This is a genomic window from Rhodanobacter sp. G2-10, assembly GCF_055809185.1.
Genome location: NZ_CM147900.1, coordinates 1,145,544 through 1,165,772, shown reverse-complemented (window position 1 = coordinate 1,165,772; position 20,229 = coordinate 1,145,544). Strand labels below are relative to the sequence as shown.

Genomic DNA, 20,229 nt, shown 5'->3' with positions numbered 1-20,229 from the left:
ACCCTGGCGAGTTTGTGATAAATATCGGGCCAGCGCCGCGGCTTGATCTGTCGCGCATATCCGAGGGGATCGAGTGGAGGCCATGCTGGACAAGGCGAATGCGCGCGTCTATCGCTGCGGGGTGCACACCATCTCCCCCGCGACCCGGCGCCTGCATCTTGGTGAGCGCGAGGTCGATATCGAAGCCAAGGTTTTCGACCTGATCCTGCTGTTGATCGAGAACCGCGAAAGGGCACTGGCCAAGCAGGAAATCGTTACCGCCCTGTGGGGCCACCGGCCGATCACCGACGCGGCCCTGAGTCAGCTCGTGCACAAGGCGCGGCGTGCCCTCGACGACGACGGCGAGCGTCAGGCCGTGATCCGCACGGTGTATGGGCGCGGGCTGCAGTGGGTAGCGCCAGTCGATGTCGTGGCCTCGACCAGTATGTCGACACCGGCTCATGGCGTGAGCGACAAGGCGCCAGCTGGTTTGATCGAACCGGCTTCCGCGCGCTTTCGCGGGCGGTGGGCAAGGCGCTGGCCAGGGATGCTGGCGGCACTGCTCGTCCTCGGAGCCTTGTCGGTCTGGTTCATCCCGCGCGGCATGGCACCACCGGCAAAGCCACCACTGCGCATGGCGTTGTTACCGATCAACAACGCCACCGGCGACCCCACGCTGGACTGGACGGAACACGGTCTGCCCGGCTTGATCGCCAGTCTGTTGGGCAACCACCGCGACCTCCACGTGGTCGACCCGCTGCAGGTGGCACGGGTATGGGGCTTCACGCCGCCCCAAGGCAGCAGTCGCGCCGCGCACACCCGCTACGTTACCGACGCCAATGTGCTGGTGGCCGGCAAACTCACCCGGATCGAAGGCAAACTCTATCAATTGGCTCTGCATGTCGATACGGGAAAGCCGGGCAATGTGTCCGACCTGGTCATCACCGGCAGCGATCCGGGCACGGTGGGTCTGGCCGCCGTGCCGCGCCTGCGTCATGCGTTGCATCTGGACGGACCGGGCAAATCGCCGTTCGGCGAGGCGCCGAAGGATGCCTATCTGGCGGAGACGTTCGCACGCGGTCTCGATCTGGCGATGCATGGCGACTGGTTGGTCGCGCGCCCCTACCTCGCGGTGGTTGCCAAACAACAGCCCGAGCTGCTCGCCGCACGTTTCCTGCTCGCCCGGGCACAAGGCAACACCGACCAGCTGCCTGAATCCGACGATGGATACGCTGCACTGCTGAGCGAGGCCGAACGCGCCGGCCAGGTCGACATGGCGGCGCGCGTGCTGGCCGACCAGGTCGCCCAAGCCATCAACCGGCACCAGGACAGCAAGGCGCTGGCGCTGGCCACGCGAGCGCTGGCGGCGGCAAAGCAGGTTCGCGATCCGGAGATCTCCGCGCGCGTCTTGCTAACTGCAGCCAGGACCCAGGCGCGTCGAAAGCACCTGGATACAGCATTGCAGCAATACGCTCAGGCGCGCGAGCTGATCGAGAAAACGCCGATCCGGTCGTTGCAGCCCCTGCTGCACAACACCATGGTTTTCATCGCCAATGCGAGGAACGATCCCGCCGCTGCCATTGCCGCCGCGCGTGCCGAACTGGATGCGGACGAGGCGCTGGGCAATGAGCGCAGCAGCAATATCGCCAGATTCAATCTGGCCTACGCCCTGTCCATCGACAAGCAGCCACTGGCGGCCCTTCCACTGCTGGTGCGCACCTGGAACTGGAGCGCCCAGCATCACGATGACGCGTTGCAGGCCACCGCGGGCAATTTGATGAGCGGCCTGCTGTACGACCTGGGCGTGTATGAAGAAATCCGTCCGGTCGTCAACACCACGGCACGGATCGCCGCCATCGAGGGCAACGACTACATACAAGCCCAGGTACTGGGCTTGCGGGCAGGCGGCGAATACTTTCTCGGCAACCAAGCCGCGGCCCTGGCGGATTGCCGCAAGGCGAGCTCCCTGATTGATCCGTTGCAGGACCCTTCCACCGCCGTCGAGAAACTGATGATCGAGGCCTTCGTGGCCATCGCCGCCGACCCCTCTTCCGTCGCGTCCCTTCGACGCCGCGTGGACGGCATCGTCGCCCACGTTTCCGATCCGGCCGACGTGCGCTCGATGCAATATCTGGTACACGCCCTCGCCGCTGCCAGCGTGGGCGACCGCAAGGGAGCACGTGAGGCGCTGAAGAACGCCGCAAGCGCGCCGCAGGCATCGCGCGATCTGGTGCGCCAATTCGCACTGCAGATCGCGCTGGTAACCCACGATGATGCGATTGCCCGAAGCCAGCTTGATGATTTCGATCCTGCCCAGGCCGATGTGACCGCCGACACGCTGCGACTCTATGCTGCCTGGGCAGCACGCAACGGCGACAAGATCAACGAGCAGCGCGCCAGGGACCAGTTGGACAGCATGCGGCAAGCGCCGATCAGCGTGTTGGCGAAAGCCCATTTTGACTCGACCGCCTCCAGCGACGAGATCGGCGCTCGCCTTTGAACCGCTGACCCGACCACCCCATCGACTTCCATGTGGAGTCGCCAAGTTATTGATTGCAATCAAAGATAAGAGTTCGTAACAACCTCTTGACGCGAGCATCAAGCGCGCTCGAAGCACCTGCGCTGGAGTGGGTTCACCGCATCACGCCGACGGATGCGGCCCCATCTTCCACATGCAGGTATCGCTCATGATGCATAGCCCACTGCCCCGCAATCCGCATCCTGTGTCACAGGGTCGCTCCCATCTGGCCATCGTGCTCGCCACGCTCATGGGCGTGGCCGCCTCTCCGGTGGCAACTGCCGGCAGTCCGTTCGAATACCAGAAGGTCGGCGCCACGCTTACCTACTCCATCGAGATCACTGCGCAAGCCCATGACAGCAGCGCGGGCGGCAAGGAATGGTTCAAGGCTGACGAGAACCGGTATTTGCAAGGAACGCTGCACCTGGCGGGTCAACAAACCCAGGTGGCACATTTGGACAACGCCAAAGCCATGTTGGCTCGCGTCATCCCGGCGCGACAGGCGTTGGCCGCTGACGTGCCTAACATCCAGCGCATTGCCGCAGAATGCGGTGACGACGACGGGTGCATGACCTCGCGCATGACCGCATTGGTCAGCGGCATGTCGTCGGCGAAGCGCGGTGCGCTGGTCGGTGCCACCAAGGGGCCCGCCGCGAAAACGAGTCAGCATGACAGCGGCGTGTGGGGGCTGGACGGCCACACGTCATGTTCGATCGAGGCCACATCCCACGGTGCATCCAGCTACCGCTCACTGGACGTCGGCGAGGGATACTCCGAATACGTCACCGGTTCCGAAACGCGCAAGGGGCAAAGCCGGAATGACTGTCGGCACAAGCCGATTCCGGACGCACACGCGAAATGGGACGGTGACACCAAACTGCTGGATCTCACCCTTCCGGGCCTGACCTTCACCGAGCAGTGGAGCAGCGCCGACGGCAAGAGTGGCTCGCGGCAAATTGCCATAGACGACGTCGTCGTCGAGGGCTTGCGCTGGTCCGGCAAGGGCCCGCAGAAGGGCCAGCAAGTACGCCACATCACCACCAGCGCCGGAGGCCACAGCGTGCCCGCCACGATGACGATCCGCTGGACCTTTGCACCGGACCGATCCTGAGCCTTTCACGCCCGCTTCTCGCCGGACCACACGCGCATCGCGGTACCCGCCATGCGCTCCAACCATGGACACCCTTGAACATGCACGTATACCGCCTGGCCTTGCCTCTTATCATCCTGCTCACCCTCGTGCCCTTCGCGCCAGCCCAGGCCTCGCCCGACGCTTGTGCGAGCCGAGCCGACACCATGCTCCAAGCCATGGGCCGCAAGGATTACGCGGCGGCCAGCCGCGAGATGGGCGCACAACTGCAAGCCGCCCCGCAACAAAAGATGCTGATCTCGATTTGGGAGGCGCTGATCCGCGACAACCTGGGTCCGTACCGCTCCCACGGCACGGCGGAAACCGTGGACAGCAACAAAGACAGCACGACGATCAAAGTGCCGCTTCAGTTTGATCACAACACTCTCGTCGCCACCATCACCTGCAATCACAAGGAGGGTGGCGCGGTCGATGAATTCGTACTGTTCTAACACCCGGCCGTCAGGTACCAGGAAGGCAACACGATGAAAACCGCCCTGCGCGCCAGGCTGCTCGTCCTTCTCGTCGGGGTGGCCGTACTCACGACCGGCGCCCTGTTGTGGCGCAGTCACGGATCGACAACGGTCAGCCAACGATCCACCGTGCCCGCGGGTACGACCGCGCTTGCCGATACGCGCGATCCGGCCGTGGCAGCGACGGCAGCCACGGCGGCTCCTCCGCGCAAGATCTATCCGGTCGGCACCTGGACAACGGCGGTGCCGTTCATCAATCCGTTTGGTGCCCAGAAGGCGTACGGCTCGATCGAGCTCACTCGCAATGGCCAGCTGGATCTTCGTTACATCGACAAGACCAACATGGAAACCGTCCGCTCCAGCAGCGGCGAACTGTGGCAGATGCAGGTCGACTGGCATGACGACAATGCCAGCGCCTTCGACGATCTCTCCCGCTATGTGGCCGACCTGGGCGGCGAATCCTGGCCGGCCGATCGCGACAGTCTGGCGCTGCATGCGCGCGATGGCGACGGCAATGACTGGTGGGGCCTGGCCTCGCCCCACGGTGGCGGCTATCGGCTGACCCTGTGCAAGGAACTGCGACTACGCGCCGACAAGCCGCTCACCTTCCACACCGCCGACTTCAAGGACGGCGTGATCCATTTCACCACAACCAACCCGCGGCACGTCTTCCAGAGCCTCAGGCTGAACATGGAATCCGGCCAGACCACGCTGTTCGGCAGCAACACCTACCTGCAGGGACATTACCGGCGCGATCTCGCGTACCAGCACACGCTGTACGCCTACAAGACCCACGACTACGCGCTCGACGACCTGCCGCAGGACAGCAGCCTGCCGATCCAGTGGAAGCTGACCTGGAGCGGCAAGACCGATCCGAAGTCGCTGACGGTGACCCTGGAGGAAGGCGAGGACATGCTGCCGGTCCACGACGGCGAGCGGCTGGGCGCGCTCAGGGTACGCGGTGCCACGCTGGGCCAGGTGTGGGTCAGCGCACCCGACGGCATCTCGATCAGCCATCCCGAACTGGATCGCAGCGGCGAACGCACACCCGAAGGCGACACGCTGTTCTGGCTGCCGTCGGGCTACTGGAACATCAAACTGGTGCCCAACACCAACAAGGCGGCCTCCGACACCCTGGCCACCCGACTGGTGCCGGTCAGCGCGGGCGAGATGACGGTGCTCGATGTCGGCTCGCTGATTGATCGCGCGTATCGCGATCCGTCGGTGGAGCATGCCGGCGGCCTTGGCAGCGCATTGCATATCCTGGGTGCCAACACGCAAGGCGATCAGGCCACGGTGGACTTTCTACTGGAAAACGGCGCCGGCGCGAAGCTGCTGCCGACGACGGGGAACACGCAGATCGTCGAAGGTGGCAAGCCCACGAAGATCCTGTCGATCGAACGCCTGAAGACTCCGCCCAGCCTGGTGCTGGTGCTCGACTCCTCCGGCTCGATGCGCCGTTCGATGACCCGCGTACTCGCCTCCGCCCGCAGCTTCATCGAGGGCCTGCCGGACAACACGCGGGTGCAACTGGTCGATTTCGATTCGCAGGTACGCCCGTTCACGGGCACCAGCAAGGCCGAGGCGCTGCGCGATCTTGGCAAGATCAGCGCCGGCGGCTCGACCGCACTGTACGACGCGGTGCTGGCAGGGTTGAAGCAGCTCGACGGCGAACAGCGCCCGACCCTGGTGGTCTTCACCGACGGCGTCGACAGCCGCGAAGACCATTCCGGCAAAGGCAGCAGCGCGACCAGGTTGCAGGTGGCCCAGGCTGTGGCCGACTCGCACGTGCCGCTGTTCACCATCGGCTTCGGCCGCGGTCATGACGGCGCCACGCTGAAGGAACTGGCGGGGATGTCCGAAGGCACTTATTACTCCGCCGACGACACCACCGCGCTGGAGCACGTGTTCGCCTCGATCAACGACCGGCTCGGCAACCGGTTCGCGGCGACCTACGAGCGCCCGCGCGAAGCGGCCCCCTCGAACCTGCCGGTGATCACCCTGGCCACCGACATCAGTCAGTCGATGGACACGGCACCCACCGGCGCGGACTGCGACTACTGCAATTACCGCATCGACAAGATGAAGAATCTCTACCACGAGTTCATCAAGCAGATGCCGGCGAACAGTCTCACCCAGCTGATCAGCTTTTCCGGCGAGGTCAACGTCAGCCAGGTGTTCACCCAGCGCAAGTCCGACCTGCTGCAGGCACTGGGCAGCCTGGAGGTGCGGCCGGGCACCGACATTTTCGGTTCGGTCAGGCAGGCATACCTGTCGCTGAAGGGAGTGCCGGCGGAAAAGCGCGTCATCGTCTACCTGACCGACGCGGCGCTGGATGTGGACAAGGGCGACAAGCCGGCGTTCGAGAAGCTGCTGCAAGGCATCAAGGCAGACGGCATCCAGGTGTTGTGGGTCGGCATGGGCACAGCCGATGCCGAAGGCGCGTTCAAATGGGCGGCCGACACTTCCGGTGGCAAGTACGTGATCTCGGAAGACCCGGCGGTGCTTTCGCAGGCGCTGCAGGAGGTGCTGGCCAACGCGAAGGCGCGACCCGCCGGCAAGGCGGCAATCACCGTCAGTGTCAGCGGCCCTGCCGCGAACGGCAGCACGCGCACCGACGCCGACAGCAGCCTGCTCGAGTTTCCCGTGCTGCGCAGTGCCGCCGAGCATGTCGCCTTCGACACGATCAGCTACCGCACCGGCCTGCCCGCTCCGCAGTACGGCGACGCCGCCGCGGCGCTGGTCTATGGCCGCGACCTGCCCAGCCAGGACGTGACCATCACCAAACGCTTGCCGCTCGACGTCACTGGCAAGAACGCGGCGATGGCATGGCACGTACGCGAGATGTACTTGATGAAGCGCTTCCACGGCATCGACGCGCCCGGCGGGCAGGTCTTCATGGCGCTGGACATGACCATGAAAAACATCCAGTCCGAAGGTGCGCCCGACCTGATCCCCGACTTCGCCTCGCACTTTTTCGTCGGCCTCAATCAGGCTGGCGCGTGGCCCGCCTCGCCGGCGACCTGGCTGGCGCAGGCCCCGCTGGCCGCGCCCGGCGACAACAGCATCCGGATCGAACCGGACGAAACCGTCCACGGCGCGCTGCTTTTTCTGGTGCCCGACCAGACGATCAGCCAGCTGTCTGCCGATTTCTATGACACCAACAACGGCCACATCACCCTGCCGCTGGTCGGTCCGGCCACGCCGCGCCAGGTCGCACTCACCGCACTGCCCAAGGGCGTGAACGGCAAACTGTCGGACACGTTCACGATGGCGCTCACCGCCAGCCAGGACATGGACCGGATCGAGGACGTGGCCGCCGGCGCGGACAGCGAGTTCAAGGTGCTCGAGGCACGCCTGGATTCGAAACGGCAGGCCGACCTGCGACTGACGCCGTGGCAGCGCTTCTACCTCAGCGCCGACACGCCCGCCGGCCCGTTCATGCTGCCGGTCAACAACGCCACGTCGCGACTGCCGTTCGGTTTCCTGTGGCCGGTGACGCTGGCGCCCGGCTCGTCCAACCAGGTGCGCTTCGCCTTCCAGTTGCCGACCGCACTGAAGGACGCGCCGATGCAGCTGTACGCCGACCTGTCCGGCGGCGCCGCGGTGCTGCCAGTGAACGGCACGATGTCGCCTTCAGCGAGTACCACCGCAAGCTACCAGGGCACCGGCATGAGCCTGACCGTGAATGCCCTGGCCAGGGCGGCGGCGCCGCACTGGCCCTACGGCAACTACGTGGTCGCCGACGTCACCGTCGACAACAGCCAGGCCGGCACCGGTCTGTCCGGCCTGCGCGAAGCGTTCCATCTGGTGCCCGACGGCGCACCGCCGGCAGACGGACCGACAGCGCTGCCCCCTGACACCCTCACCGACCGGCTGTTGCTGGGCATCGACAAGGATTGGCAAGTGTTCGACGGCACGCGCCGGCGCGGCCTGCTGGTGTTCTCGCTTCCGCGCAGTTGGGACAAACGCACGTTCACCCTGCAATCGGAATTCTTCCCCGACCTGAAACTGCCGCTGGCCAAGGCCGCCTACGCACAGGGCGCACTGCTCGCCGATCGGGTGGATCCACCCGCCGATCAGCGCTTCGACCGGCAACTGGCGTTGGCGCTGAAGGGCACCATCGCCAACTACCGCGCCCAACTCGCCGCACATCAACCCGCACCCACAGCCGCACCTGGTGGCCCGGCACAGGATGTCCCGGTCCCCGCGCCGGCCATCGCCGGCGCCACACGGCTGGCCTCCGTCACCAGCATGGCCGACATGCAGGCGCTGCTGCAGGGACTGCGCTGGCTGCCCTCCCCGGACGACTACTGGCATTACCGCAACGCGCCCGAGTCGGTATTGACGCAAGGTTGGGGCAATGAAGGCGATCTGGCCCAGCTGGCCAGCGGACTGCTCGCGCGGCTCGGCTACGCGCCGTCACTGCGCGCGGTGACCTTGACCGACGCAGGCCGCAAGGCGCTCGCGACCCTGGGCCATGTCGACGAAGCAAAGGAACGCTACCTGCCCGCCTGGGCTTACACGGACGCACAAGGCCAACCGAAACTGTACGTCGTGCCGTTCATGAAAGACCTGTCCGAACTGGGCGGACTGGCGTTCCTGTCAGCCGATCAGGAAGACCGCACAATGACGGCAAAGGAAGCGCAGATCCGGGTGTTTTTCCAGCTGCGCCCGCGCGACACCCGCGGACTCAACGCCATGGCCGGAACCATGGCCGACGCGCTGACCGGCGGCAGTACTAGCGCACCCACGGCGAAGGAAACCCGCGTATTGCGCACCACACTGCCACTGGACGATCTGGGGCGCAGCCCGGTCGACATTCGCGTCGGCGCGCAGCAAGGCCGCTACACCGCGGTGCTCGAGAACCAGATCCTCCAGGTACCGGGCGACGACTACGTCGATCCAGCCAAGTACACGGTGACCGGTGCACGCATCGAAGTGGCGCTGCCCGAACGCACTCTGACCCACACGTTGACCCTGAAAAAAGGCGAGGACATCACTGGCGTGTTCTTCACGCTTGCCGTCAACCTGCCCGACCTGCCGCCCGAAGCTGCGGCCCAACTGCAGAAAGCCGCCGACGGCATCTATCTCGCGGTCGCCAAACCTACCGTGCACTCGGCGCTCGACTGGTACACCCGCAGCATCGTTTACCGCTTCGTCGCCAATCAGACCCGCTACGAAAACCAGCTCGCCAGCGACCTGGCCGTGACCACGGGCCGCACGAATCGCGAACGCACACTGCTGGTCACGGTACGCCGCGCCAGCGAACCCTCGCGGTTGCGCACCAGCATGGACCTGATGCAGTCGGCCAACGAACTGCACAGCGGCGCGGCCGAGGCCGTGCACGCATTCAACCTGATGAGCGGCATGTTCGCCTCGCATCTGGAAGGCGCGGTGTTGCCCGCCGACAAGGCCGACTTCATGGAGGCGTGGAATCGCAGTCCCGACGACACCCAATTGATCCTCAGCCTGGCCGAAAACCGAAGCCAGGATATCGAATACTTGCGCGCGCACGGCATGCCCGATTCGTTGATCACACGCATAAAGGCATCGAAAGCTGCATTGCTGATTCCCAGCAAGCCGACGCGCCTGTACGGCGAGGAACGCTGGGCGTGGCTGGAAGTCGATCCGGGCACCTACGAAACCATTGCGCTCATGGACACCGGCGAACATGGCAGCTTTGCCGACTACGTGATGGCGATGCAACCGATTGCTCCTACCAGCGGCGACTATCTGCAGTTCATGGTCGGCGGCTTCGTGGGGGTCGACACGGCAGTCTGGAGCGTCAGCAGTTTCTCGCTTGAAACCTCGGACTATGCCCAGGTACTCGCTGCCGCAGAGGACTACACCGCACAGATTGGAAAAGTGTTGTCCGGCGTGAAAAAGCTGGACAGCCTGACTGTCGCGTCGATCGACTTTCGCGCTGTCAAATTGTCGGCAAAGGTGAGCGCACCCAATGTGTTCGCCAAGACATTCGAGGATGCCCTGACCAGTCCGAAGCTGAAGATCGAGTTCAAGCAAAACCTGCTTACCTTCACCAACGGGTTCAAGGCCGGCGCCGCCTATTATTTCAAGCGTGCCCGGCCGCCCAAGCCGTCACCACCAAAAAAGCATTGAAGACGAGTACTTCACTGCACCATCACCACTGCGCTCATCCAGGGAAACTGACCCATGTCGCCACTGAACACCGCATCCCGCTGCCTGCAGCTTTGCAGCCTCATCCTTTCATGTGCAATTGCCGTCCTGCCAACGCCTGCAATCGCAGGCGAGCAAAACCCGCAAGCCACTGCCGCCGTTCGCGCGGTGAATCTCGATGCCGACCTGCTCAAGCGGGTCAGCGCGGCCGCTCTCGAAGCCACCGCGGCGCTGCGCGACAAAGACAGCGTGATGAGCCTGACCGATGACCAGGATCAGCCGCGCACCGTCGAGGCACTTGTCGCCGAAGTCGATGCCAGCCCGGAAACACAGGCCGCCCTGGCGCGCCAGCGCCTTTCGTCACGCCAGTTCGTGCTGACCACGCTGGCCCTGATCAATGGTTATTCCGCGGCCGTGGGCATGGGCGCGACGCACACGTTCGATGAGCACATCGGCGCCACCCTCGAGCAGGCGCGCTTTTGCCAGCAGCACATGGCGCAGATCAAGACGATGTTGGGGGCCGACTGATCCAGCGCCGTGATGGCGCCCGATGCAAATCCTCACGTGTGCGCTCAGCTCGCCGCGACCTCTTCCGCCTGGGCAAAATGGCGCGGCGTCACCAGCACGGCAGCCAGCGTGCACAAGGCAACGATCACCATGGCCAAGTAAATATCATGCGTGGCCACGTACATCGCGTGGCGCAGGTAGCCCTCGGCGGCGCCGTGCAATTGACCACCGTGCAACGCACCGATCACCGCATCCACGTGTTGCGGCAGATGAGCGCTCAGTGTCGCAGGCGCCCGGCTCAGTTCGGCAGCGATGGCGCTGTTGAAGATCGCCCCAACAGCGCCGCGCCCAGGCTCTGACCGAGGTAACGCGAGAAGATGTTGGCACCGGTGACCACGCCGCGCTCGCGCCAGGTGACGGTCGATTGCACCCCCACCAGCAGCGGCGTCGACAGCAGGCCGAAGCCGGCGCCAAGCGCGACCTGGTCGAGCACCACCAGCCACACCGGCCCGGGATATGGCAGCATCAGGAATCCGGCGGCGGCAATCACCACCAGCACCGCGCCGCCGAGCGCGGTGTCGCGAAAGCCGATGCGCAGATACAGATGCCCCGACAGCGACGAGGCCAGCGGCCAGCCAATGCTGATCGCGGCCAATACGAATCCCGCCGCAATGGCGCCCAAACCAAGGACCGACTGGGCAAAGGTTGGCAGGTAGGTATTCGGCCCCATCATCACCAGCCCCATGCCGACCATCGCGAGGTTGGTCCCCGCCAGCACCCGATGACGCCAGAGCCACCCCGGCATGATCGGTTCTGCCGCCCGTCGTTCGACCAGGACCGCTACGGCGATTAGTAGCGCGGTGACCGCAAATACGCTGAGGCTGGGCGTTGACAGCCACGGCCACGCCTGGCCGCCTTGCAGCAATCCGAACACCAGAGCGCCGCCCGCGGCCAGGACCAGCCCGGCACCGGCATAGTCGATGCGATGGCGCCGGTGTGACGGCTGCTCCTGCAGGAAGCGGCCAATCAGGACCAGCGACACCGCGCCGATCGGCAGGTTGATCAGGAAGATCCAGCGCCAGGATGCATATTCGGCAAACGCGCCGCCCAGGGTCGGGCCGACCACCGCCGCCACGCCCCATACGCTGGACAGCCAACCCTGGATCCGCGCGCGCTCGCGCACCGAATACAAGTCGCCGGCCAGCGTGTTCACCGTGGCCATGATCGACCCGGCGCCCAGCCCCTCCAGGCCGCGGAATGCGATCAGCGAGACCATGTCCCACGCCAGCGCCGAGGCGACCGAGCCGGCCAGGAAGACCAGCGTGCCGACCAGCAGGATCGGCTTGCGCCCGAACGTGTCCGCCAGCTTGCCGTAGATCGGTATGGTCACCGTCTGCGCCAGCAGGTAGATCGAGATCACCCAGGTGAACAGCGCAAAACCACCGAGGTCGCCGACGATCTGCGGGATCGCGGTCGAGACGATGGTGGTGTCCATCGCCGCCAGCATCATGGTCATCATCAGGGCTGCCAGGATCCAGCCACGCTGCGCGATGTCGGGCGCGTTATCGGACATGTGAAAGAGAGCTGGTTCGCACCCGCCCAAAGCTACACCATGCCCTGCCGCGCATCCTGATCGCGACGATCGGACAATCCGTGCTGCCGAGGTTCTGCTCCGCGATTGCGAATCCCGCAGCGCTGAGGCTCATAATCCGCCTGAGGCCTGTCGGCCTTCGGTCCAGGCGTCCGCGCCGGGCGACCGCAACGCTGGAGATTGCAATGGAAGAACGGGTCTGCGTATTCGATGATGTGTATACGGAAAGCTCGGCCCGTGCGTTCGCCGACAAGGAAAAACTGCAGGCCTTCGGCATGCTCGCGCGGATGAAGGTGTGGGATCGACCGAAAGAGGCGGACATCTCGCTGCATTCCACCGAGAAGCGTTACGAGCCGTTCTGGCACATCAAGGCCGTCCGTACCACGCGTTACGACAAGAAGACGACCTATTCGATCCCGCTGGGAAATACGCATATCCAGAGCGTGAGCCTGCTGAACCGGGAATGCGTGCCGGACGCCAACCACGTCTTGAAGCTGACGGGCGTGGAACATTGCCGCAGCGTGCTGGCCTTGGCGGAATACTTCGATGGCATGGCGCGCGAACACCTTGCGCGTGAGCTGGCCGATTACGTGAGCCACTATGTGCACGACGTGGTGCAAGCCAGCAGCGAACCGCACTTCATCGTGCCCTCGGTAACCGCCCAGTTCCTCGTGCAGGAAATGAAATCGCGCCTGATGAAGCCTCTGGCCGCGGACGAAATCCACGAAGACGTGCTGGAAGTCGAATCGATGACCTTGTACTACCGGCCAATCTACGCGTTCGACTTCCTCTGGAAGGACAAGCATGGCGTCATCGAAATCGATGGACTGAATGGCCGCGTCAATCGCGAAGGTCGCATGTTGTCGAACATGATGCGTTCACTCGGCTCGCGCGACACGCTGTTCGACCTGGGCGTGGAGATCGCCAGCAGCCTGGTACCCGGCGGCGGCGTGTTGCTGCGCATGGTCGATAAGCTGGCCAAATAAGTGCCGCGCGACCTTGCCCATTGATCCGGCGGGTGGCTTGGCCCGACACTGCACCCATGAAACTTCGCCTGCTGCTGCTTGTCGCCTTGTTCTTCCCCCTGCTCGCGTCGGCTCGTCCTGCGCTGTGGGTGGCGAAAGACGCCGACACCACGATTTACCTGTTCGGCACCGTCCACCTGCTCCCGGCCGATACCGACTGGCATTACCCGGGCCTGGACAAGGCCCTGGCCGCCAGCCAGACGCTGTATATCGAGCTGACCGATGACGATCAGGCCACCGTCGCAGCGCTGGTCCTGCGCCATGGGATAGACCCCACGCACCCGCTGAGTGGCCTGCTGGAGCCGGCCGAACTGCAGAAGCTCGAGGCAGCGGCGACACAGGCCGGGGTACCCGGTGGCATGCAGGCGCTGAACATGATGCGGCCCTGGCTTGCCGCCTTGACCCTGGCGGCGGCTCCCCTGCTGAAAGCCGGGCTCGATCCGCAGCACGGTGTCGACAAGCAGCTCAAGGTGCAGATGCTGGCTGCAGGCAAGCCGGTGCTTGGGCTGGAAACGGCCGAGCAGCAAATCCGCCTGCTGGCCGACATGCCCGAATCAACCCAGATCGCCTTCCTGCGCTCGACCCTCAGGGACATCGACAAGGGCCCGGCTCAACTGACCGAACTGATCGATGCCTGGAAGACAGGCGATATCGCGCGGATCGCGCGGATCGAAGACGACGACATGCGTCAGCAAAGCCCGGAACTCTACCAGCGCCTGCTGGTACAACGAAACCAGGCCTGGGCCGCAAAAGTCGCCAGCCTGCTCAAGCAACCCGGCACCGTCTTCATCGCCGTCGGCGCGGCCCACCTGGCCGGCCCGGACAGCGTGCAGGCCCAGCTCGACAAGATGGCGATCGAGGCCACACGCCTGTAGGAGCGCAGCGAAGTGCTCGATGCTTTTGCTCTGAATGACCCAACAGCAAGAGCCGTCGCGCACTTCGGTGCGCTCCTACAAGAAGCTTCCGGTTTCTGGCACCATCGACCGGTTATCTGCGCGTTGCGCGCCACACATCAGACCCCACTGAATGAACCTGCAAGCCAATTACGAACAGATCCCGCTCAAGGAATACGCCGAGCGGGCCTATCTCGATTACTCGATGTACGTGGTGCTGGACCGCGCCCTGCCCTTCGTCGGCGACGGGCTGAAACCGGTGCAGCGCCGCATCATCTATGCGATGAGCGAGCTGGGCCTGAACGCCACCGCCAAGCCGAAGAAATCCGCGCGCACCATCGGTGACGTGATCGGCAAGTTCCATCCGCATGGCGACAGCTCCAGCTACGAAGCGATGGTGCTGATGGCGCAGCCGTTCTCGTATCGCTATCCGCTGGTCAATGGCCAGGGCAACTTCGGCTCGCCGGACGACCCCAAGAGCTTCGCGGCGATGCGCTACACCGAGTCCAGGCTCAGCCCGATCGCCGAAGCCCTGCTGGGCGAACTGAGCCAGGGCACGGTCGACTGGGTGCCGAACTTCGACGGCACGCTGGAAGAACCCAGCTGGCTGCCTGCGCGTGTGCCACATGTGCTGCTGAACGGCTCGATGGGCATCGCGGTGGGCATGGCCACCGACATTCCGCCGCACAACCTGCGCGAAATGGTCACCGCCTGCATCCGGCTGCTGGACGAACCGAAATCCACGGTCGCCGAACTGTGCGAACACGTGCCCGGCCCGGACTATCCGACCGAAGCGGAGATCATCACCCCACGCGCCGACCTGCTGGCGATCTATCAGACCGGGGGCGGTTCGGTGCGCGCCCGCGCCGTCTACCAGCGCGAGGAAGGCAACATCGTGATCACCGCGCTGCCGCACCAGGTCAGCCCGTCGAAGATCCTCGAGCAGATCGCCGCGCAGATGCGTGCCAAGAAACTGCCGATGATCGAGGACCTGCGCGACGAGTCCGATCATGAAAATCCCACTCGGCTGGTGATCGTGCCGCGCTCCAGTCGCGTCGATGCCGACGAGACCATGCAGCATCTGTTCGCCACCACCGATCTGGAAAAGAGCTTCCGCGTCAACCTCAACATGATCGGTCTGGACGGCCGTCCGCAGGTCAAGGACCTCAAGCGCATCCTCACCGAATGGCTGAGCTTCCGCACCACCACGGTGACGCGCCGGCTGAACAACCGTCTGGCCAAGGTCGAACGCCGGCTGCACCTGCTCGAAGGCCTGCGCATCGCGTATCTGAACCTCGACGAGGTGATTCGCATCGTGCGTACCGAGGACGAGCCCAGGGCGGTGCTGATGGCCCGCTTCAAGCTCAGCGAGGAGCAGACCGACTACATCCTCGAAACCCGTCTGCGCCAACTGGCCCGCCTGGAGGAGATGAAAATCTCCGCCGAAGCCGACCAGCTCGAAGAGGAGCGTGCGCGCATCAACGTATTGCTGAAATCACCCGCCAAGCTGAAGGGTTTGATCAAGGACGAGCTTCGCGCCGACGCTGAAAAATTCGGCGACGCGCGCCGCTCGCCGCTGGTCGAACGCGAAGTGGCGCATGCGCTGGACGAAAGCGCGCTGGTGGCCAGCGAGCCCGTCACCGTGGTGCTCTCGCAAAAAGGCTGGGCGCGCGCCGCCAAGGGCCACGACATCGACGCCGAAGGCCTGAACTATCGGGAGGGCGACAGCCTGCTCGCCACGGTCAAGGCGCGCACCACCCAACAGGTGGTCTTCATCGACTCGACCGGTCGCGCCTACTCGACCCTCGCCCACACCCTGCCCTCGGCCCGCGGCAACGGCGAACCGCTCACCGGCCGCTTCAGCCCGGCCTCGGGCGCCAGCTTCGACGCGGTGATTGCCGGCGACAACGACACCCGCCTGATCCTGGCCAGCGACTTCGGCTACGGCTTTGTCACCCGCTTCGAGGCGCTCACCGGGCGGCAGAAGGCCGGCAAGCAGATCATCAGCCTTACCGACAAGGCCAGGGTGCTGGCGCCGCAGATCAGCGCCGATCCCGCGCGTGACCGCATCGTGGTGGTCACTACCGAAGGCCACCTGCTGATGTTCTCGGTCGCCGAACTGCCGGAACTGGACAAGGGCAAAGGCAACAAGCTGATCGAGATTCCGAAGAAGCAGCTGTCCGAGGGCGAACGCGTGGCCGGCGTTGCCGTGGTCAGCGAAGGCAAGGGCGAAGTCACCATGTACGCCGGCGCCCGCAAACTTACCCTGAGATGGCCGGATCTGGTCGAATACGGCGGCAACCGCGCCAGCCGCGGCGGCCTGCTGCCGCGCGGACTGCGCCGAGTCGAGCGAATCGAAACCACCGGCTGAACCACCGATCGCGTAGGGCGGGCTCTGCCCGCCACCCCCGCGTCGCCTCGATCCCGTAGGGCGGGCTCCGCCCGCCGCCCTTTGCCGCACTGCCTCGTCGAAAGGCCGGCGGGCAGAGCCCGCCCTACGAAACTGGCATGCCTGGGAACTTGGTGGCCGGCGTTGCCGTGGTCAGCGAAGGCAACGGCGAAGTCACCATGTACGCCGGCGCTCGCAAACTCACAAGCCGCGCCGGGCTGCTGCCGCGTGGACCGCGGCGAGTCGAGCGGATCGAAACCTCCTCCCGCCACCCCTCCCTCGCCACCTCGATCCCGTAGGGCGGGCTCTGCCCGCCGCCCTTTGCCGCACTGCCTCGTCGAAAAGCCGGCGGGCAGAGCCCGCCCTACGAAACTGGCATGCCTGGGAACTTGGTGGCCGGCGTTGCCGTGGTCAGCGAAGGCAAGGGCGAAGTCACCATGTACGCCGGCGCTCGCAAACTCACAAGCCGCGCCGGGCTGCTGCCGCGTGGACCGCGGCGAGTCCAGCGGATCGAAACCCTCCGCCCGCCGCCCCTCCCTCGCCGCCTCGACCCCGTAGAGCGGGCTCTGCCCGCCGTCCTTTGCCGCACTGCCTCGTCGAAAGGCCGACGGGCAGAGCCCGCCCTACGAAACTGGCATGTCTTGGAACTTGTCGGCGTGGCACCTTTCCAACAAGGATGTACGCGCCAACGCGGTATGGTGCGTTGAATGTGTGGCAACCCAGGAGTGCGCATGAACATCCCACGGTTTTTTCCCGCCATGTTGGCCACCCTGATGGTCACATCGGCATGGGCGCAAAGCGCAAGCAAGCCACTCAACCTGAAGCTGCCGCCCAGTGACCTGCCCGCTGCAAGCAGCAGCGCTGCCGTGGCCGCCAGTCCGTCCAGCAGCGCGCCCGGCGTGTACTACGGCGACACCAGTGGCCGCATGGGCAATACCGAAGTCGCCAGTGACGCCCGGCCTCCGTGTGATGATTCGACCTACAACCAGCCGCAAGTGCATGGCAGCGTCGGCGTGGGCGTGATGAGCGGTCGCCACGTGAACGGCAATTACCAGACCGGCACGGTCAGCGTCAGCAAGGCGTTCGGAAGCTGCGACGACCCCAGCGGGGTCGTCAATTTCTCCATCAGCAGCGGCACCGGTCGCTTCCACGATCGGGGGCACTGACCCGTCGCTCGGGTTCAGGCGTCGTGGTTGCCTGATGTCACCGTTCCGGGCCCCCAGCAGAAGTCGACCCTCAATCCGCCCAGCGCAGATCGCGCCATGGCGATCGTGCCGCCAGTGGCTTCAACCAGTTCGCGCGCAATCGCCAGGCCCAGCCCGCTACCTTGGTTCGCCTCGTCCAGACGGCCACCGCGCATCAGGGCCTCGCGAGTCTGTTCCGCCGCGATACCCGGGCCATCGTCCTCGATGCTGACGCTGGCCCACTCCGGTCCCGCCTGTGCACTGACCCTCACCTGTCGACGCGCATAACGCACCGCGTTCTCCAGCACCGCGCCGAGAATCTCCGAGAGATCCGTCGGCTGCACTGCCAGATGCAGGCTGGCCGGAATATCGATAGAGAACGCCAGTTCGCCACCGCGATCAGTCTGCTCGAGCACGGTCAGCAGACCTTCGACGGTGTCACGCACGGCGGCGTTGCCGCCGCGCTGGCGTCGGATCACCGCGACTCGCGCACGCGCCAATTCGGCCTCCACCGTGCGCCGGATCGCCGCAATGGACCTGTCCAGGCCATCCGCCGCCTGCGATGCACCGGCTTCACGCGCGCGCCGACTCTGCGCCACCATCGCCGACAGCGGTGTCTTCAGGCTGTGTGCAAGGTCGGCCGCACGTTGCCGGGCCACGCCGAGGTCGCGCTCACGCGCATCTGCCAGCGCATTGATCGAGTCGACCAACGGCTGCACTTCGCGCAGGCGCGATTCCGGCAACCGGCTGCTCGCGTTGGCGCGCAACACCGCCAGATCACTGCGCACTCGGCCCAGCGGACGCAATCCCAGTCGCACCTGCAACCAGGCCGCGGCAGACAGCGCCAGCCACAGCACCGCCAGAAACGCTGCCAACTCGCGAGCGAACTCCGCGCGCGCCGATACCAGGGGCGCACTATCCAGTGCCAGCTGGACCAGCACCGGCGGACCGGCGTCAGTGAGTTCGACGCGTCGTTCGAGGATCGAGACACGCTGACCGTATGGCCCCTCGGCATGCTGCATCTGCCAGTCGGTGGCGGAAAGGTCAGCAGGGCGGCGCAGATCGGCGTCCCACAACGAACGCGAGCGCAGCGTGCTGTGCGCGCTCGACACCTCCCAGTAATAGCCACCGGCCGGAGTTTCCAGGCGCGAATCCACGGGTGGTCGCTCGACCTGCAATGCGCCATCCGGCTCGATCACCAGCCCGGCGACCAGACGCAGGCCATCACGCGTCATCTCCGCCTGCAGGCGACGTTCCAGGTGACGTTCGAACAGCAGCGTCATGAACAACCAGGCCACCACCAACGCCAACAGGATGGCGGCCACCGCACCGACCAGCAGACGCCAGTGCAGCGAGCGGGTGATCACGATGTGGTTTCCAGCAGATAGCCGAAGCCACGTCGGGTCACGATCAGTTCGCTACCGAACTTGCGCCGCAAACGCGCCACGATCGCCTCGATCGCATTGGTGTCGCTATCCTCCGCCGCGCCATAGAGATGCTCGGCCAGCTCGCCAGCCGACACGGCGCGGGCGTCCTGATGCGACAGGTAATCGAGCAGGCGGAATTCCAGCGGTGACAAGCGCGCAGGCGCACCATCGAAGGTCGCACTCATGCGCGTGGTATCGAGCCGCAGTCGGCCGATCGTGACGATGCTGGACAGCCGCCCTGCGCCGCGCCGGATCAGGCCGCGCACGCGCGCAATCAATTCGCCCATCTCGAAAGGCTTGGCCAGGTAATCATCGGCACCGGCTTCGATACCCTCGACCTTCTCGGTCCAGTCGCCGCGGGCAGACACCACGATCACCGGGAACGCACGACCCGCCGCGCGCCAGCGCCGCAGCACCGACAATCCGTCCAGTCGCGGCAAGCCCAGATCCAGCACGGCCGCGTCGTAATCCTCGACATCGCCGCGATACCAGGCGCTTTCACCATCGCCGGCAAGGTCGACCGCAAAACCGGCCGCTTCGAGCGCACGCGCGATATCGGCCTGAATGTCGGGATCGTCCTCGACGACGAGACAACGCATCAGTCGTCCTTCACCTTGCGGATGACGCCGCTGCCGGCGTTCAATTTCACCTTGCGCACGCGACCACTTGCGGTGAGCACCTTCACTTCGTACTCCCAGCCATGCTTGCCATTGTCGAGCTCGACCTCGATCACGTCACCGGGTTCGCGCTGCTGCACGATCTGCAGGATCCGGCTGAGCGGCAAGATTTCGCCACGCTGCAGCAAGGCGCGCGCCTCGACATGATCGTCATGGTCGTGATGATCGGCCAGCGCCACCGGGGAAAGGGCCAGCGCCGACAACAGAAGCAACGCCATGGCCAGCGAGCACGGAATGGCGAGTCGACGCAGTGAGCGATTGTTTTTCATGGGCCGATCCTGCAACAGCCGTCCTGACAA

General features: G+C 65.1%; 15 protein-coding genes. 10 read left to right on the top strand and 5 right to left on the bottom strand.

Going from position 1 to position 20,229, the window contains the following annotated elements; translation table 11 throughout:
* The first annotated feature begins 82 nt into the window (after positions 1 to 82).
* The 5 genes from AC0L58_RS05195 to AC0L58_RS05175 all read left to right on the top strand — a co-directional run bounded on the left by AC0L58_RS05195 (position 83) and on the right by AC0L58_RS05175 (position 10,765).
* Positions 83 to 2,479: a winged helix-turn-helix domain-containing protein gene (locus tag AC0L58_RS05195; RefSeq protein ID WP_473687344.1), complete on the top strand. Its 2,397-nt coding sequence runs from the start codon at positions 83 to 85 to the stop codon at positions 2,477 to 2,479.
* 187 nt (positions 2,480 to 2,666) lie between these two features.
* Positions 2,667 to 3,608, top strand: a complete 942-nt coding sequence (locus AC0L58_RS05190) for a hypothetical protein (RefSeq protein WP_473687342.1) — start codon at positions 2,667 to 2,669, stop codon at positions 3,606 to 3,608.
* 74 nt (positions 3,609 to 3,682) lie between these two features.
* A complete protein-coding gene (locus AC0L58_RS05185; RefSeq protein WP_473687340.1) occupies positions 3,683 to 4,078 on the top strand; it encodes a hypothetical protein in 396 nt (131 codons plus the stop codon).
* A gap of 33 nt (positions 4,079 to 4,111) precedes the next feature.
* On the top strand, positions 4,112 to 10,219 hold the full coding sequence (locus AC0L58_RS05180; RefSeq protein WP_473687338.1) for a VWA domain-containing protein: 6,108 nt from the start codon (positions 4,112 to 4,114) through the stop codon (positions 10,217 to 10,219).
* Positions 10,220 to 10,273: 54 nt separating this feature from the next.
* Positions 10,274 to 10,765, top strand: coding sequence for a hypothetical protein (locus AC0L58_RS05175; protein ID WP_473687336.1), 492 nt, complete (start codon positions 10,274 to 10,276; stop codon positions 10,763 to 10,765).
* 44 nt (positions 10,766 to 10,809) lie between these two features.
* Here AC0L58_RS05175 and AC0L58_RS05170 read toward each other — a convergent pair whose 3' ends face one another.
* Positions 10,810 to 11,001 carry a hypothetical protein gene (locus AC0L58_RS05170; RefSeq protein WP_473687334.1) on the bottom strand — a complete coding sequence of 64 codons (192 nt, stop codon included), beginning with the start codon at positions 10,999 to 11,001 and terminating at the stop codon, positions 10,810 to 10,812.
* A 41-nt stretch (positions 11,002 to 11,042) separates the two neighbouring features.
* Complete coding sequence (locus AC0L58_RS05165) at positions 11,043 to 12,317, bottom strand: MDR family MFS transporter (protein ID WP_473687331.1); 1,275 nt, start codon at positions 12,315 to 12,317, stop codon at positions 11,043 to 11,045.
* A 203-nt stretch (positions 12,318 to 12,520) separates the two neighbouring features.
* Here AC0L58_RS05165 and AC0L58_RS05160 point away from each other — a divergent pair, with 203 nt between their 5' ends.
* The 5 genes from AC0L58_RS05160 (at position 12,521) to AC0L58_RS05140 (ending at position 17,808) form a co-directional block, all read left to right on the top strand.
* Positions 12,521 to 13,321 (top strand): hypothetical protein, encoded by an 801-nt coding sequence (locus AC0L58_RS05160; protein WP_473687329.1) that lies wholly within the window; start codon positions 12,521 to 12,523, stop codon positions 13,319 to 13,321.
* A gap of 56 nt (positions 13,322 to 13,377) precedes the next feature.
* Positions 13,378 to 14,235 carry a TraB/GumN family protein gene (locus AC0L58_RS05155; RefSeq protein ID WP_473687327.1) on the top strand — a complete coding sequence of 286 codons (858 nt, stop codon included), beginning with the start codon at positions 13,378 to 13,380 and terminating at the stop codon, positions 14,233 to 14,235.
* A gap of 151 nt (positions 14,236 to 14,386) precedes the next feature.
* Positions 14,387 to 16,624, top strand: coding sequence for a DNA topoisomerase IV subunit A (parC, locus tag AC0L58_RS05150; RefSeq protein WP_473687325.1), 2,238 nt, complete (start codon positions 14,387 to 14,389; stop codon positions 16,622 to 16,624).
* Between the two features lie 137 nt (positions 16,625 to 16,761).
* Complete coding sequence (locus tag AC0L58_RS05145; RefSeq protein WP_473687323.1) at positions 16,762 to 16,941, top strand: hypothetical protein; 180 nt, start codon at positions 16,762 to 16,764, stop codon at positions 16,939 to 16,941.
* Between the two features lie 432 nt (positions 16,942 to 17,373).
* Positions 17,374 to 17,808: a hypothetical protein gene (locus AC0L58_RS05140; RefSeq protein ID WP_473687321.1), complete on the top strand. Its 435-nt coding sequence runs from the start codon at positions 17,374 to 17,376 to the stop codon at positions 17,806 to 17,808.
* Between the two features lie 14 nt (positions 17,809 to 17,822).
* Here AC0L58_RS05140 and AC0L58_RS05135 read toward each other — a convergent pair whose 3' ends face one another.
* The 3 genes from AC0L58_RS05135 to AC0L58_RS05125 are packed head-to-tail and all read right to left on the bottom strand — an operon-like array spanning position 17,823 to position 20,199.
* Positions 17,823 to 19,193: a sensor histidine kinase gene (locus AC0L58_RS05135; protein WP_473687319.1), complete on the bottom strand. Its 1,371-nt coding sequence runs from the start codon at positions 19,191 to 19,193 to the stop codon at positions 17,823 to 17,825.
* Positions 19,190 to 19,852, bottom strand: coding sequence for a response regulator transcription factor (locus tag AC0L58_RS05130; protein WP_473687317.1), 663 nt, complete (start codon positions 19,850 to 19,852; stop codon positions 19,190 to 19,192). The genes AC0L58_RS05135 and AC0L58_RS05130 overlap by 4 nt, the downstream gene beginning before the upstream one ends.
* Positions 19,852 to 20,199, bottom strand: coding sequence for a PepSY domain-containing protein (locus AC0L58_RS05125; protein WP_473687315.1), 348 nt, complete (start codon positions 20,197 to 20,199; stop codon positions 19,852 to 19,854). Before AC0L58_RS05125 ends, AC0L58_RS05130 begins: the two co-directional genes overlap by 1 nt.
* Positions 20,200 to 20,229 lie beyond the last annotated feature (30 nt).